The organism is Streptococcus sanguinis, assembly GCF_001078705.1.
Taxonomy (GTDB): Bacteria; Bacillota; Bacilli; order Lactobacillales; family Streptococcaceae; genus Streptococcus; species Streptococcus sanguinis_D.
The window spans coordinates 1,766,819-1,782,044 of the sequence record NZ_CDMW01000001.1 but is presented as its reverse complement, the minus strand read 5'-3'; the positions used below and the strand labels follow the sequence as shown (position 1 = coordinate 1,782,044).

General features: G+C 44.4%; 18 protein-coding genes. 16 read left to right on the top strand and 2 right to left on the bottom strand.

The genetic code is table 11. The features are described from left to right. The first annotated feature begins 42 nt into the window (after window positions 1-42). The 13 genes from SSV_RS09015 to SSV_RS08955 all read left to right on the top strand — a co-directional run bounded on the left by SSV_RS09015 (window position 43) and on the right by SSV_RS08955 (window position 11,186). Window positions 43-267, top strand: a complete 225-nt coding sequence (locus SSV_RS09015) for an acyl carrier protein (RefSeq protein ID WP_002893611.1) — start codon at window positions 43-45, stop codon at window positions 265-267. A gap of 136 nt (window positions 268-403) precedes the next feature. After that, window positions 404-1,378, top strand: a complete 975-nt coding sequence (gene fabK / locus SSV_RS09010; RefSeq protein WP_002896881.1) for an enoyl-[acyl-carrier-protein] reductase FabK — start codon at window positions 404-406, stop codon at window positions 1,376-1,378. Then, complete coding sequence (gene fabD, locus SSV_RS09005; protein WP_072074529.1) at window positions 1,371-2,291, top strand: ACP S-malonyltransferase; 921 nt, start codon at window positions 1,371-1,373, stop codon at window positions 2,289-2,291. Before fabK ends, fabD begins: the two co-directional genes overlap by 8 nt. 12 nt (window positions 2,292-2,303) lie before the next feature. Further along, the gene (gene fabG, locus SSV_RS09000; RefSeq protein ID WP_072074528.1) at window positions 2,304-3,038 is read left to right on the top strand and encodes a 3-oxoacyl-[acyl-carrier-protein] reductase; all 735 of its coding nucleotides are present in this window, start codon (window positions 2,304-2,306) and stop codon (window positions 3,036-3,038) included. A gap of 64 nt (window positions 3,039-3,102) precedes the next feature. Then, window positions 3,103-4,335, top strand: coding sequence for a beta-ketoacyl-ACP synthase II (gene fabF / locus SSV_RS08995; protein WP_002927619.1), 1,233 nt, complete (start codon window positions 3,103-3,105; stop codon window positions 4,333-4,335). A 6-nt stretch (window positions 4,336-4,341) separates the two neighbouring features. After that, window positions 4,342-4,830 (top strand): acetyl-CoA carboxylase biotin carboxyl carrier protein, encoded by a 489-nt coding sequence (accB, locus tag SSV_RS08990; protein WP_072074527.1) that lies wholly within the window; start codon window positions 4,342-4,344, stop codon window positions 4,828-4,830. Further along, a complete protein-coding gene (gene fabZ, locus SSV_RS08985; RefSeq protein WP_002896886.1) occupies window positions 4,827-5,249 on the top strand; it encodes a 3-hydroxyacyl-ACP dehydratase FabZ in 423 nt (140 codons plus the stop codon). Before accB ends, fabZ begins: the two co-directional genes overlap by 4 nt. 18 nt (window positions 5,250-5,267) lie before the next feature. Then, complete coding sequence (locus SSV_RS08980) at window positions 5,268-6,635, top strand: acetyl-CoA carboxylase biotin carboxylase subunit (RefSeq protein ID WP_002893598.1); 1,368 nt, start codon at window positions 5,268-5,270, stop codon at window positions 6,633-6,635. Window positions 6,636-6,734: 99 nt separating this feature from the next. Continuing rightward, window positions 6,735-7,598 (top strand): acetyl-CoA carboxylase, carboxyltransferase subunit beta, encoded by an 864-nt coding sequence (gene accD / locus SSV_RS08975; RefSeq protein ID WP_002901174.1) that lies wholly within the window; start codon window positions 6,735-6,737, stop codon window positions 7,596-7,598. Continuing rightward, window positions 7,595-8,365, top strand: coding sequence for an acetyl-CoA carboxylase carboxyl transferase subunit alpha (locus SSV_RS08970; protein WP_072074526.1), 771 nt, complete (start codon window positions 7,595-7,597; stop codon window positions 8,363-8,365). The genes accD and SSV_RS08970 overlap by 4 nt, the downstream gene beginning before the upstream one ends. Window positions 8,366-8,564: 199 nt before the next feature. After that, a complete protein-coding gene (locus SSV_RS08965) occupies window positions 8,565-9,113 on the top strand; it encodes a carboxymuconolactone decarboxylase family protein (RefSeq protein WP_176693596.1) in 549 nt (182 codons plus the stop codon). 18 nt (window positions 9,114-9,131) lie between these two features. Next, window positions 9,132-10,196 (top strand): acyl-CoA dehydrogenase family protein, encoded by a 1,065-nt coding sequence (locus SSV_RS08960; protein ID WP_072074524.1) that lies wholly within the window; start codon window positions 9,132-9,134, stop codon window positions 10,194-10,196. A 72-nt stretch (window positions 10,197-10,268) separates the two neighbouring features. Continuing rightward, window positions 10,269-11,186: a TDT family transporter gene (locus tag SSV_RS08955; protein ID WP_072074523.1), complete on the top strand. Its 918-nt coding sequence runs from the start codon at window positions 10,269-10,271 to the stop codon at window positions 11,184-11,186. Window positions 11,187-11,306: 120 nt separating this feature from the next. Here the strand turns inward: SSV_RS08955 and serS are convergent, their stop codons facing one another. Further along, the gene (gene serS / locus SSV_RS08945; RefSeq protein ID WP_072074522.1) at window positions 11,307-12,584 is read right to left on the bottom strand and encodes a serine--tRNA ligase; all 1,278 of its coding nucleotides are present in this window, start codon (window positions 12,582-12,584) and stop codon (window positions 11,307-11,309) included. A 310-nt stretch (window positions 12,585-12,894) separates the two neighbouring features. Here serS and SSV_RS08940 point away from each other — a divergent pair, with 310 nt between their 5' ends. Genes SSV_RS08940 through SSV_RS08930 form a run of 3 tightly spaced genes read left to right on the top strand, consistent with a single transcriptional unit; the run spans window position 12,895 to window position 14,669 of the window. Further along, window positions 12,895-13,452, top strand: a complete 558-nt coding sequence (locus tag SSV_RS08940; RefSeq protein ID WP_072074521.1) for a TetR/AcrR family transcriptional regulator — start codon at window positions 12,895-12,897, stop codon at window positions 13,450-13,452. Beyond that, a complete protein-coding gene (locus SSV_RS08935) occupies window positions 13,445-14,023 on the top strand; it encodes an NAD(P)H-dependent oxidoreductase (RefSeq protein WP_002916366.1) in 579 nt (192 codons plus the stop codon). The genes SSV_RS08940 and SSV_RS08935 overlap by 8 nt, the downstream gene beginning before the upstream one ends. A gap of 13 nt (window positions 14,024-14,036) precedes the next feature. After that, on the top strand, window positions 14,037-14,669 hold the full coding sequence (locus SSV_RS08930; RefSeq protein ID WP_072074520.1) for a GNAT family N-acetyltransferase: 633 nt from the start codon (window positions 14,037-14,039) through the stop codon (window positions 14,667-14,669). Window positions 14,670-14,849: 180 nt separating this feature from the next. Here SSV_RS08930 and SSV_RS08920 read toward each other — a convergent pair whose 3' ends face one another. Beyond that, window positions 14,850-15,218, bottom strand: a complete 369-nt coding sequence (locus SSV_RS08920; protein WP_072074519.1) for a DUF956 family protein — start codon at window positions 15,216-15,218, stop codon at window positions 14,850-14,852. Window positions 15,219-15,226 lie beyond the last annotated feature (8 nt).

The window sequence follows — 15,226 nt, the reverse complement described above, 5'->3', positions numbered from 1 at the left end:
AACACATGATAAAAAATATTTTATTTTTAAAGGAGTCTATCCATGGCAGTATTTGAAAAAGTACAAGAAATTATCGTTGAAGAACTTGGCAAAGAGCCATCAGAAGTTACTCTTGAGTCAACTTTCGATGATCTTGAAGCAGATTCATTGGACTTGTTCCAAGTGATTTCAGAAATTGAAGATGCATTTGACATCCAAATCGAAACTGAAGAAGGTTTGAACACAGTTGGTGATTTGGTTGCTTATGTAGAAGAAAAAACTAAATAAGCAAGTAACTGAGAGTATCGAAAGATATTCTCTCTTGTTTAGGTAATAGTTTGACTGTCAAAGTAAAGAAAATACAACGAGTATGTGATAGTTTGAGATCAAGCTATTACTTAAGCAATGATAAAAGGAAGGTATTATGCAAACACGTATTACAGAATTATTGAATATTGATTATCCTATTTTCCAAGGCGGGATGGCCTGGGTTGCTGATGGTGACCTGGCTGGCGCGGTTTCAAAAGCTGGCGGTCTTGGTATCATCGGTGGCGGAAATGCACCCAAGGAAGTGGTAAAGGCTAATATTGACAAGATTAAGTCTTTGACGGACCGTCCTTTCGGAGTTAACATCATGCTCCTTTCTCCTTTTGCAGATGACATTGTGGATCTCGTCATTGAAGAGGGAGTAAAAGTAGTAACAACTGGTGCGGGTAATCCAAGCAAGCACATGGCTCGTTTCCATGAAGCGGGGATTACAGTTATCCCTGTTGTACCAAGTGTAGCCTTGGCTAAGCGGATGGAAAAAATCGGTGCGGATGCAGTCATCGCAGAAGGTATGGAAGCTGGTGGCCACATCGGAAAATTGACTACCATGTCCTTGGTTCGTCAGGTTGCTGAAGCAGTTAGCATTCCGGTTATTGCTGCCGGTGGTATTGCGGATGGTTCTGGGGCTGCAGCTGGATTTATGCTGGGAGCCGAGGCCGTTCAGGTCGGAACTCGCTTTGTCGTCGCTAAGGAATCCAATGCCCATCAGAACTACAAGGATATGATTTTGAAGGCTCGCGATATTGATACGACTATCTCTGCCCAGCATTTCGGCCATGCAGTTCGTGCCATTAAGAATAAGCTGACGCGTGATTTCGAAAAGGCAGAAAAAGAAGCCTTCAAGCAAGAAAATCCGGATTTGACTGTTTTTGAAAATCTGGGTGCTGGTGCTTTGGCTAATGCGGTTGTTCGCGGAGATGTGGAAAATGGTTCCGTCATGTCTGGTCAAATTGCTGGATTAATCAGTAAGGAAGAAACAGTCGAAGAAATCCTCAAAGATATCTATTATGGTGCTGCTGAGAAGATTCAGCAGGAGGCAAAACGTTGGGCAGGAGTAACTAGAAATGACTAAAAGAGCCTTTCTCTTCGCCGGTCAGGGAGCGCAGTACCTTGGAATGGGGCACGAGCTTTATGATCAGTATGAGCTTGTGCGGTCAACTTTTGATGAGGCTAGCCAAGTTCTAGGCTATGATGTCCGAGCTTTGATCGATCAGGATGAGGAAAAGCTCAATCAAACTCGCTATACGCAACCGGCTATTTTAACGACTTCAGTAGCTATTTATCGCCTCTTAGCTGATAAGGGAGTAGAGCCTGACATGGTAGCGGGTCTCTCTCTTGGAGAATATTCTGCCTTGGTGGCTGCGGGAGCCCTTGATTTCAAGACGGCGGTGGCCTTGGTTGCTAAGCGCGGTAGCTTCATGGAAGAGGCGGCTCCAGCTGGTTCTGGGAAAATGGTCGCAGTTTTAAATGCAGAAGTTTCTCTCATTGAAGCAGTCTGTCAAGAAGCAAGTGCCATTGGTGTAGTCTCACCAGCTAACTATAATACGCCTAGTCAGATCGTTATCGGCGGAGAAGTAGCAGCGGTGGACAAGGCTGTGGAGCTTTTGAAAGATGCTGGTGTCAAGCGCTTAATCCCGCTCAATGTATCCGGACCTTTCCATACAGCGCTTTTAAAGCCAGCCAGCGAACGATTGGCAGAAGTGTTAGAAACAGTTGAGTTTTCAGATTTTGTGCGGCCATTAGTCGGAAACACAGAAGCAACTGTGATGGAAAAAGAGAGAGTCAAAGAGCTTTTGACTCGTCAGGTAATGGAACCGGTGCGTTTCTATGACAGCATTGCTAAAATGCAGGAAGCTGGTGTGACTGAGTTTGTCGAAATTGGTCCTGGCAAAGTTCTGTCTGGTTTTATTAAGAAAATTGATAAGTCTGCGGATGTCCGCCAAGTTGAAGATGTAGAAAGTTTAAATGCTCTTCTAGAAAAATAATGAGGAATCATCATGGAATTACAAAACAAGAATGTATTAATTACTGGGTCCGCTCGCGGAATTGGATTGGCAATTGCGCATAAATTTGCTAGTGTCGGTGCCAATATCATCTTAAACGGACTAGCGGAGATTTCTGATGATGTTTTGGCTGGATTTGCCGGCTATTCTGGGAAAGTTGTAACTGTTATTGGAGATGTTTCCAAAACTGAAGATGCCCAGCGGATGGTAGAAGAAGCTGTTGCAGCCTTGGGTTCTGTTGATGTGTTGGTCAATAATGCTGGTATTACACGTGATAAGCTCATGCTGAAAATGACGGAAGAAGATTTTGAGCAGGTGCTGAAAGTGAATCTTACTGGGGCATTCAATATGACGCAATCAGTCCTGAAACCGATGACAAAAGCTCGTCAGGGTGCTATCATCAGTCTGTCAAGTGTCGTTGGTCTGGCAGGGAATGTCGGTCAGGCTAACTATGCAGCTTCCAAGGCTGGTCTGATTGGTTTTTCTAAATCAGTTGCCCGTGAGGTAGCAGCACGTAATATCCGTGTCAACTGTATTGCCCCTGGCTTTATCGCATCTGATATGACAGATGTACTTCCAGAAAAAGTAAAGGCTGCGTCTCTGGCACTCATTCCAATGAAGCGTTTTGGCACTCCAGAAGAAGTTGCAGATGTTGCTCTCTTCTTGGCAGGTCAAGAATATCTGACGGGTCAAGTCATCACGATTGATGGTGGCTTTACTATGCAGTAAGTCACAGTTTTTGAATATTAACGAGTAGCAAATCAGTTGATTCATCTAAATAAAGGAGCTCAATATGAAACTTAATCGAGTTGTTGTAACAGGATACGGTTTAACTTCACCTATCGGGAATACTCCAGAAGAATTCTGGAATAATTTAAAAGAAGGCAATATTGGAATCGGTCCAATTACTAAATTTGATCATAGTGAATACAGTGTTCACAATGCGGCGGAAATTCAGGATTTTCCTTTTGATAAATACTTTGTCAAAAAGGATACCAATCGTTATGATAATTACACACTTTATGCGCTTTATGCTTCTCAAGAAGCGGTCAATAATGCTCACTTAGATGTAGATGCTCTGGATAAGGATCGCTTTGGTGTCATCGTTGCCTCAGGTATCGGCGGGATTCAGGAAATTGAAGAGCAGGTTGTTCGCTTGCATGAAAAAGGTCCTAAACGTATCAAACCTTTGACCTTGCCAAAAGCTTTGCCAAATATGGGTGCAGGAAATGTAGCGATGCGCTTTGGAGCCAATGGAATCTGTAAGTCTGTCAATACGGCCTGTGCCTCAGCAAACGATGCGATTGGTGAAGCTTTCCGCTCGATTAAATTCGGTTATCAAGATGTGATGCTGGTCGGTGGCTCAGAAGCTTCTATTACGCCGTTTGCGATTGCTGGTTTCCAAGCTCTGACGGCTCTTTCTACGACAGAAGATCCTAAGCGTGCTTCTATTCCTTTTGATAAGGACCGCAATGGTTTTGTCATGGGTGAAGGTTCTGGCATGCTGGTTCTGGAAAGTTTGGAACATGCTGAGAAACGCGGAGCCACTATCTTGGCTGAGGTGGTAGGATACGGCCACACTTGTGATGCTTACCATATGACTTCTCCGCATCCAGAAGGTTTGGGCGCTATCAAGGCTATCAAACAGGCGGTTGAAGAAGCTGAAATTGAGCCGAAAGATGTAGCTTATGTTAATGCTCACGGTACATCAACCCCTGCTAACGAAAAAGGCGAAAGCGGAGCTATTGTTTCTGTCTTTGGTAAAGATGTAGCGGTGTCTTCTACTAAATCCTTTACAGGACATCTGCTCGGTGCAGCGGGCGCGGTTGAGGCTATTGCGACGATTGAAGCAATGCGTCATAGCTATGTGCCAAAAACAGCTGGTACAACAGAGCTGCCAGACTATATTGAAGCCAACGTTATTTACGGTCAAGGTAAGGAACAGGAAATCCCATATGCGATTTCTAATACATTTGGCTTTGGTGGTCACAATGCAGTTCTTGCCTTTAAACGCTGGGAGGCTTAAAAACCTATGAATATCAACGAAATTAAAGATTTAATGGCGCAGTTTGACCAGTCTAGTCTGCGTGAGTTTTCTTACAAAAATCAGAGCGATGAGCTAACTTTTAGTAAGAATGAAGGTCAGGTTGCAGTTCCAACAGCCAGTACAGCTCCAATTGCTGCACCTTTGCAGGCTGCGAGTGCGCCTGTGATTGAGCCAACTCCTCAAGCAGCTCCGCCTGCAGAGCCAGAAGCAGTTTCAGAAGCTCCGGCACCTGCTGCTGAAGGTGATGTTGTGGAAAGTCCTTTGGTTGGTGTGGCTTACTTAGCAGCTGGTCCAGACAAACCACCGTTTGTATCTGTTGGAGACCAAGTTAAAAAAGGTCAAACCCTTATGATTATTGAAGCAATGAAAGTCATGAATGAAGTTCCAGCACCTAAAGATGGTCTGGTTACAGAAATTCTAGTTCAGAATGAAGAAATGGTTGAATTTGGGAAAGGGCTGGTACGCATCAAATGATTGATATTAATGCAATAAAAGAAGCACTTCCGCACCGCTACCCAATGCTTTTGGTAGACCGCGTTTTGGAAGTTAGTGAAGATGAGATTGTCGCTCTGAAAAATGTGACAGTCAATGAGCCATTCTTTAACGGACATTTCCCTCAATACCCTGTCATGCCAGGTGTTTTGATTATGGAAGCTCTGGCTCAAACTGCCGGTGTGCTGGAATTGTCTAAAGAAGAAAATAAGGGCAAACTGGTCTTCTATGCTGGCATGGACAAGGTTAAGTTCAAGAAGCAAGTTGTACCAGGTGATCAACTGATTATGACAGCTAAGTTTGTCAAGCGCCGCGGAACGATTGCGGTTGTAGAGGCGAAAGCAGAAGTTGACGGAAAACTTGCAGCCAGCGGTACTTTGACCTTTGCGATCGGCCAGTAGATAAAAGGAGCTTTCACCATGTTTCGTAAAATTTTAATTGCTAACCGTGGGGAAATTGCGGTCAGAATTATTCGTGCAGCCCGCGAGTTGGGAATTGATACGGTAGCTGTCTATTCAACTGCTGACAAGGAAGCACTCCATACCTTACTGGCTGATGAGGCAGTCTGTATCGGTCCAGCCAAGTCCACTGATTCTTATCTGAATATGAATGCAGTCCTGTCTGCTGCTGTTTTGACAGGTGCAGAAGCCATTCATCCTGGTTTTGGTTTTTTGAGTGAAAACTCCAAATTTGCGACCATGTGCGAAGAGGTTGGCATTAAGTTTATTGGACCTTCAGGTGCAGTTATGGACATGATGGGGGACAAGATTAATGCTCGGGCTCAGATGATTAAGGCGAAAGTACCGGTTATCCCAGGTTCTGATGGAGAAGTCCATACCTCTGAAGAAGCCTTGGAAGTCGCCGAAAAGATTGGCTATCCAGTCATGCTTAAAGCTTCTGCTGGCGGCGGCGGCAAGGGCATTCGTAAGGTTGAAAAGGCTGAGGATTTAGTAGCGGCCTTTGAGTCTGCATCTAGCGAAGCCAAAGCAGCCTTTGGTAATGGTGCCATGTATATGGAGCGAGTCATCTATCCAGCGCGCCATATTGAAGTGCAGATTTTGGCGGATCAGCAGGGGCATGTGGTCCACTTGGGCGAGCGGGATTGCTCTTTGCAGCGTAATAATCAGAAAGTGCTGGAAGAAAGTCCATCCGTGGCGATTGGGAAAACCCTGCGTCAGCAGATTGGTGAAGCAGCTGTTCGGGCTGCTCAGTCTGTCGGCTATGAAAATGCTGGTACAATTGAGTTTCTGCTTGATGAAGCAAAGGGTGAATTCTACTTTATGGAGATGAACACTCGGGTGCAGGTTGAGCATCCCGTGACCGAGTTTGTCACTGGTGTGGATATCGTAAAAGAGCAAATCAAGATTGCAAACGGTCAAGAGCTGTCCTTCAGTCAGGATGATGTTGAAATCCGAGGTCATGCAATTGAGTGTCGGATCAATGCTGAAAATCCAGCCTTTAACTTTGCGCCGAGTCCTGGTAAAATTTCAAATGTTTATCTACCAAGCGGTGGAGTGGGGCTGCGTGTGGATTCAGCCGTCTATCCTGGCTACACCATCCCTCCTTACTACGATAGCATGATTGCGAAGATAATTGTTCATGGGGAAAATCGCTTCGATGCTCTGATGAAGATGCAACGTGCGCTTTATGAACTCGAAATTGATGGTGTTGTGACCAATAGTGGCTTCCAACTGGACTTAATCTCAGATCCTAATGTGATTGCTGGTGATTATGACACAGCCTTTCTCATGGAGAAGTTCCTTCCGGCTTATCAAGAGAAACAATAGATGAGACATGTAAGAGCTGCTCTGTAAATTCGAAAGACTGCGGCTTTTGCTGTTTGATGTGCCTGAGTATAAAATCTTGAAAAGGAGAAGACGTAAACGATGGCTTTGTTTTCAAAGAAGGATAAATATATCCGTATCAATCCTAATCGAGCGAGTCGGGAAAAGCCTCAAGCAAAGCCTGAGGTACCAGACGAACTCTTTTCGAAATGCCCAGGTTGTAAGCATACCATTTACCAAAAAGATCTTGGGAATGACAGTGTGTGTCCTAACTGTGGCTATAATTTCCGTATTTCTGCTCATGAGCGCTTAAATCTAACTGTGGATGAGAATAGTTTTGAGGAGATGTTCACTGGAATTGAAACCAAGGATCCTCTGAACTTCCCTAACTATCAGGAGAAATTAGCACTTACCCGTGAGAAGACAGGGTTGGATGAGGCGGTTCTGACTGGAACGGCTAGTATTAAGGGGCATAAAACGGCGCTTGGAATCATGGATTCAAACTTTATCATGGCTTCTATGGGGACAGTTGTGGGTGAAAAAATTACCCGTCTCTTTGAGTATGCAACAGAGCATAAATTGCCAGTCGTTCTGTTTACGGCTTCTGGCGGTGCCCGCATGCAGGAGGGTATTATGAGCTTGATGCAGATGGCTAAGGTTTCTGCGGCTGTTCAGCGGCACTCTGCAGCAGGCCTCTTCTATCTGACCGTCTTGACAGATCCGACAACTGGTGGTGTTACAGCCTCTTTCGCTATGGAAGGTGATATTATTCTGGCTGAAACACAGGCTCTGGTTGGATTTGCCGGGCGTCGGGTCATTGAGTCCACGGTTCGTGAGAAGCTGCCAGATGATTTTCAAAAGGCTGAATTTCTCATGGAGCATGGTTTTGTAGATGCCATCGTCAAGCGTGGTGACATGAGAGATACACTTGCTACCTTATTAGCATTCCATGGAGGTCAAGCATGACAAAAATCACTCGGATTATTAAAGAAGCGCGTGATCAGGCTCGTTTGACTGCGCTGGATTTTGCACAAGGAATTTTTGATAACTTCGTCGAGCTGCATGGAGATCGCTCTTTTCGAGATGACGGTGCAGTGATTGGAGGTATTGGGACGCTAAACGGTCAGCCTGTAACGGTGGTCGGTATTCAAAAGGGACGCAATTTGCAGGACAATCTGCGCCGAAACTTTGGTCAGCCGCATCCGGAAGGCTACCGCAAAGCCCTGCGCCTCATGAAGCAGGCGGAAAAATTTGGCCGTCCTGTGGTAACCTTTATCAATACGGCAGGTGCCTATCCTGGTGTCGGTGCTGAGGAGCGTGGTCAAGGGGAAGCTATTGCCCGCAATTTGATGGAAATGAGCAATCTAAAAGTGCCGATTATTTCCATCATCATTGGTGAAGGTGGCTCAGGTGGTGCCTTGGCTTTAGCTGTAGCAGACAAGGTCTGGATGCTGGAAAACTCTATGTATGCAGTTCTCAGTCCAGAAGGCTTTGCTTCCATCCTCTGGAAAGACGGCAGCCGCGCTATGGAAGCTGCAGAGTTGATGAAAATTACTTCACACGAGCTCTTGCAGATGGAAGTGGTAGATAAGGTTATTCCTGAAAGAGGCTTTAACAACCATGAATTACTGGCTGCAGTGAAAGAAGAAATCGCAACTGAGTTGAATAGTCTGTCTCAGCTACCCTTGGAGCAATTACTGGAAAATCGCTACCAGAGATTCAGGAAATATTAAAAAATCGAAGCCAAAAGGCTTCTTTTTCTCGTTTCGGATTCTTGTTTGTAATTGATGTGGAGCTACCTTACGAGGGAAATATATTTTAGTTTGAAAAATTGAATTATATTCTCTTTATAGGACTTATATAAAATATATATTATACAAGCCACTCGTCCTATGTTAAGATAGTTTCTAATTAAAAGAAATGAGGTTTCATATGTCAGAATTTACTATCCACACGATTGAGTCCGCACCAGCTGAGGTAAAAGAAGTCTTGGAAGCTGTTCAAAAAGATAACGGTGGCTACATTCCCAATCTTATCGGTCTTTTGGCCAATGCGCCAACGGCTTTGGAAACTTATCGGACGGTTGGAGCCATCAATCGCCGTAACAGCCTGACACCAACTGAGCGTGAAGTAGTGCAGATAACGGCTGCAGTTACTAATGGCTGTGCTTTCTGTGTAGCGGGTCATACAGCTTTTTCAATCAAGCAGATTCAAATGAATGATGATCTTTTAGAGGCTCTGCGCAATCGTACTCCGATTGATACAGATCCGAAGCTAGATACACTTGCTAAATTTACCATTGCTGTCATTAATACTAAGGGACGGGTCGGAGATGAGGCTTTGGCAGACTTCCTAGAAGCGGGCTATACGCATGAGAATGCTCTGGATGTAGTTCTGGGTGTCAGCCTTGCGACCCTCTGCAATTATGCCAATAATCTGGCCAACACGCCAATTAATCCGGAATTGCAGCCTTATGCCTAGTCTTTGAGGAGGTGGCAAATGACATTTTTTTCAGAAGAGTTTATCAACTGGTTGGATGACCACGCTGACCAAATTGACAAAGAATCCTGTGCAGCAGGCAATCAATTGATTGAGCGTATCGCTGCTGAAGGAGCCTTTCGGGTTGGCGTTCCAGAAGAGCTGGGAGGCCAAGGTGGCAATGATACAGATGTGATTGAAGTGCTTAAGGAGCTGGCTCACCATTCCTTGACCGCCTCCTTTATCTCTTGGGGGCAAAGAACCTTTATTGATAACGTCTTAAAGTCTGCTAATCCCTTCTTTAGAGACCACTATTTGGAAGGGCTTCTGTCAGGAGAATATGCAGGTGCTACAGCCCTGTCCAATGCTGTCAAATTCCTGTCGGACTTAGAAGAGTTAAATGTCTCTATTGTGGAGGAAGACGGGCGGCTTTATCTAAAGGGGCGCCTGCCTTGGGTGACCAATGCTCGCGCGGATCGCTTCCTCAGTATATTTGTTGCCGGTTTCGAAGACGGGAGCCACCAGCCGCTGGTTCTGGCTGTGCCGTCTGATGCAGAGAATTTCTCCCGTTCGGCGGATTTAGAATTTGTATCCTTGCAAGGGGGAAATACAGCTGCCCTGACTTTCAACTATGTGCTTTTACAAGAGGAATGGATTCTCGATCAAGATGCCCAGTCCTTTTTGGCAGAAAATCGCCCAGCTTTTCTAGGTTATCAGTTTGGTTTGGCTCTTGGCCTAGCAGAGAAGTCTCTGGCGGAGGTCGAAGTCAATCTGTCAGTCCGCTCCATTTTGAGAGAGGAGTGGGAGGAGCAAGTGGCTGCTCTGACTGAAATCCAGGATCAGCTCTATAGAGGTCTTCTCCAGCCTGGTTATTTTGTTGAGCGTCCTAAGGAGCTCTTCCAGCTGCGAATTGATATAGTTGATGTGGTAGCCCAAAGTCTGCTCTTGGAGCTCCAGGCTAGTGGAGGAAGAGGATACTTGAGTAATTCGACTTCTGGCTTTATCCGCCGTTGGAACGAAGGAGCTTTTCTTCCCATTGTCTCACCGAGTGCAGTCCAGCTGCGGCATATTTTAGAAGTTTCATAGAAATGATGGCAAACAAACATCTGATTGTCATTGAAGAGGGACTTCAAGACATTACTATAAAGGAGTTGCTTCGTGAACAGCAAACGACCGCCCATTCTTTTATCTGGGTTGATTCTTGGCCTATTTGGCTTAGCTAATCTTTTACTGAACTACCATTCTATCTTTTTCTACTTCTTGAATGGTCTAGCTTTGATACTTTGGCTTTATCTGACACTGGCTTTAGTGCTGTCATTTTCGGACTATCGGCAAGATTTGCAAAAGGCTCCTTTCTTATCGAGCTTTGCGACTTATCCTATGGCCAGTATGCTCTTAGCTTCTTACCTAAGTAAGCTTGGCTTATTTTGGGTGAGCCAGCTGCTTTGGTACATGGCCTTGCTTCTGCATATTTTTCTAATAGCTAACTTTACTTGGAAGTATGTGCTTAAGGCCGAGGGATTATCTTTAACCCCGAGCTGGACGGTTCTCTATGTTGGCTTGGCCATGGCAAGCTTGACTCAGGGTGTAGTTCAACAGCCGCTTTTGGGCTATTTGGCTTGGTTTTTTGCTCTGCTAGTGAGTTTGATTCTCTATCCCTTGTTTTACAAGGTTAGACGGTCACAAAGGCTGCCTGATGCTTTAAAGCCGCAGTGGGCCATTTACTGTGCACCTTTTTCGCTCCTGTTGGGAAGCTATATCCGTCTGGCTGGTTCTGATGCTGAAGGTTGGTTTGTTGCCTTGCTGATCCTCTTATCGCAGGGCTTTTATCTCTTGGTCCTATGGCTTTTACCTCGCATTTTCCGACTGGGGCCTCAGCTTAGCTGGTCAGCCTTGACCTTTCCTCTTGTCAATACAGCTTTTGCTCTGAGACTGGGACTTGATTATCTAGGTTGGACCTGGCTTGTTTGGCTAAGTCATGCAGAAGCTCTGCTAGCTTTCGTAATTGTCCTTTATGTTTGTTTTTATTATACAGTCTCATTGCGAGCCAGAATGGTAACAAAAAATCCGAGATGATACTCTTTGAAAATCTGTTTTTGATTTTCTCTGAGTTAATCTCGGATTTTTTTAATTTTAGCAAAATAAGTCTGCATTTAGACTTAGTGATACAGGCAAAGTATCAGGATAATCTGCTTTTTATTTCGGCGCGATGACTTCTAATCCACCCATGTACGGACGCAGAACCTCTGGGATAGTCACAGAGCCATCTTCGTTTTGGTAATTTTCTAAGATAGCTGCCACTGTACGTCCGACAGCCAGTCCAGAACCGTTGAGAGTATGAAGGAGTTTGACCTTGCCATCTGCTTCGTCACGGTAGCGGATTTGAGCTCGACGAGCTTGGAAATCTTCTGTGTTAGAGCAACTAGAGATTTCACGGTAGGTGTTCTGAGCCGGAATCCAAACTTCTAAGTCGTAGGTCTTAGCAGCCGAGAAGCCCATATCTCCAGTGCAGAGTGCTACAACGCGGTAAGGCAGATTTAGCTTTTGCAGGATATTTTCAGCGTTAGCAGTCATCTTTTCCAGCTCTTGATAAGATTCTTCTGGCTTGGCAAATTTCACCATTTCAACTTTGTGGAACTGGTGCAGACGGATGAGACCGCGCGTGTCACGACCAGCAGAGCCAGCTTCGGAGCGGAATGATGGGCTCATAGCTGTGAAGTAGATTGGCAATTCTTTTCCGTCAAGAATCTCGTCTCGGTAATAGTTGGTCAGTGGAACTTCAGCAGTTGGAATCAGAACGAAGTTGGTATCGCTTAGCTCAAACGTATCTTCTTTGAACTTAGGATATTGCCCTGTCCCAAACATAGAATCATGGTTGACCATGTAAGGAGTGATGACTTCTGTGTAGCCTTCTTTGCCATGCTCATCCAGCATGAAGTTGTAGATGGCACGCTCTAATCGAGCTCCCAAGCCCTTATAGAAGAGGAAGCGAGCTCCAGTAACTTTTGCTCCACGCTCCCAGTCCAGGATGTCCAAATCTTCACCTAAATCCCAGTGAGCCTTGGCTTCAAAGTCAAATTGTCGCGGTGTCCCCCAGCGACGAACCTCAACGTTTTCGTCCTCATCTGCTCCGACAGGAACACTTTCGTGCGGAATATTAGGCAGTGTGGTGGTGAACTCGGTCAATTTAGCGTCTAGCTCAGCCAAGGTTGCGTCCAAGTTCTTGACCTCAGCAGAAAGTTTTTGCATAGCAGCAATCTTATTATCTGCATTTTCTTTGTTGCGTTTAGCTTGAGCAATTTCAGCAGAAACAGTATTGCGCTCAGCCTTGAGTTCTTCGACCTTGACCAATAAATCCCGACGTTCTTTGTCAATGGTTTTCATTTGGTTGAGTGTAGCAGCGTCAACACCTCTCGTAGCCAATTTTTCAGCGACAGAATCAAAATCTGTACGGATGCGTTTTAAATCTAACATAGGTACCTCCAAAAATAAAAAGCACTTTATGAAACTGTTGGAGCGGCAGAGCCGCGGTTCCATCCAACTTCACAAAAGTGCACTTGATTAATTATTCATTTTTAAACTAACGGTAGAATTTCCTATTTTCTCCTTATCTGCTCACAGCCACCGCAGACTTTCTGAAAAGTGCCCAATAGTACTTATCCGTTTCGACTATTATACAGGATTTTCCGGAAAATGTAAATCCTAGGATAGGAAAAATCTTGACAGAAAAAGATAACTATGTTATCTTTAGATAAAGGTAACATAGTTATCTAAAGGAGTTCTTATGGTAAAACAAACAACGCGCGACCTTATGATTGAGAAGGCAAGCCAGCTTATCAGAGAATATGGCTATCAGAATATCCCCCTGAGGAAACTGGCATCTCTGCTGGGGGTTACGACTGGTGCTTTTTACAAGGCTTTTGAGAACAAGGAGGAACTTTACTATCAGGTCTGTCTTTTGGAAAACCAGGGGCAGATTAAACGTTTAGAGGAACAGTATTTATACGGAGTGTCTGATCCTTTGGATTGCATTTGGCAGATAGGACTCTTTCTTTTATTGGAATATAAGAGCAACAGTCAGATGATGGATTTTCTCTTTTTCAGTCCTGTGGCGATAGAGGCTTACCGGAAAGGTGAGCTTCTGGAAATCGGGAACAAGACGGTGGCTTATCTAGATAGGCTGCCTATTGAGAGTCAGAAAGAGAAAAAGATTCTCTTGCTCAAGCTGGACACTTTCATCACAGGCTATGGTCATTTTATTGCCAAAGGTTTGGAGCCTTTTGATGAGGAAGTCTATCGCTCAATGTTCAATGATTTACTAGGAGGTTACAAATATGAGTAAAAATCTCATTGTTTATGCACATCCCTATGATAAAAGCTTTAACCATGCTATTTTAGAGCAGGTTCAGGACTTGTTGGAGAAGAAAGGTCAGACCTATGAACTGATCGATCTCTATGAGGATGGTTTTAATCCTGTCTATACCAAGGAAGAGCTAGCGCTTTTTAATAAAGGTCAGGCACTAGACCCGCTGGTTTTAAAATATCAGGAAGCTCTTGCGTCCTGTGACCGCCTTATCATGATTTTTCCTATCTGGTGGGCGGATATGCCAGCTATTGTCAAGGGCTTTGAAGATAAGGTCTTTTTGAAAAATAAGATTTACGAGGAGACGAAAACTCGCCAGTTAGTTGGTCGTCTGACCAATATTAAAGAGGTATTGGCTATTACTACCTCTGCAGCACCGACCTTCTATCTTAAGTATTTCTGTGGTGATGTCGTCAAGAAAGCTATGTTGGGACATACCTTTAAGTCTATAGGTGCTAGACAGCGCCGTTGGTTGAATTTCGGGAATATTTCTCAGTCTACAGCTGAAAAACGGCAGGCTTTTTTAGAAAAATTAGCAGAAAAGATTTGAAGAGGTAGCTATCATGATTCATTTTAGAAGAGCCGATGAAAGGGATCTTGCTGCTGCGGTCTCAGTTTTAACTGCTGCTTTTGCTGAGCATGAGATCTACAGAGAAAAATTCCGTCCTCTCTTTGGCAGCAACCGGTCTTATATTGATTTTCTAAATAGATTGCATGCAGTTATGGTTAAGGCGGCGATGCGTCATCATATTTGCCTGCTTGCTGAAGTGGACGGGCGTCTTATGGCGGTCGTTACTATTCATAAGCTCGGTAGCCATCCTGTCGGTATACTTTCCTTTTTGCGGGCAGGAGCATGGAGGATGTGGCAATATATTCCCCAGCTTTTAGCCTTTCAAAAAGTCTTTGGGGAGGGGAGTAAAGAAGCTAAGAAAAGGGGTGTTTCAACTCTATATCTTGAACTGCTGGGTGTGCTACCTGATTATCAAGGACAGGGAGTTGGCGGTCTTTTTATCTCAAAGGGACTTGAGCTACTTGCCAAAGAAGAGAAATGTCAGCGGCTTACTTTGATTACTCATACAGAAAGCAACTGTCGTTTTTACAAAAAGAACGGATTTAAACAACTAGATGTCCGTGATGTTGAAGGTGTTAAGACATGGACTTTCGAGAAAAATTTAGCTGATGTTTATACTTTTTAAAAATCTAATGATGCGGTCTTGCATTGATAATGTTAGCTTACCCCACCCTATCATTTCAAGGGGTTGAAATAGTGCATTCTCAGATTGTTTCACTTTCCAATTTTTTGTGCTAGCTCCATTTTGATGATACAAGCAGTCTTTATCTTAGTCGAAAATATAAAAAATAAGGTTGAAACTTTTTCAACCCTGTTTTTTCTTCTTAAAGATTCCAGCAATTTTTTGCAACAGAGTCGGCAATCTAACGACCTTGTCATTGCCGATATGTTCTCGCGCGATTTTGAGAATCTTACCAGAGTCTTTGGAGGCAAAGAGAAACTTTCCTTTGTCAGTCCAGATTTCAAAGTGGCGGCTGACTTTCTTGCCAGAAACATTAGCACCGATAGCAGTGATGCTAGTCCAAGGCAGCTGGATATAATCTTCTACATTGGCATCAGCGTAAAACTCCAGCGCTGTCTCGCCGATTAAAAATTTCCCAACCTTACCGCCTAATCCAAGATAGGAAACGCCAGTGGTATTAAATTCAACTGTTTTGTTTTGTGACTGTGCCATAGAGTAAC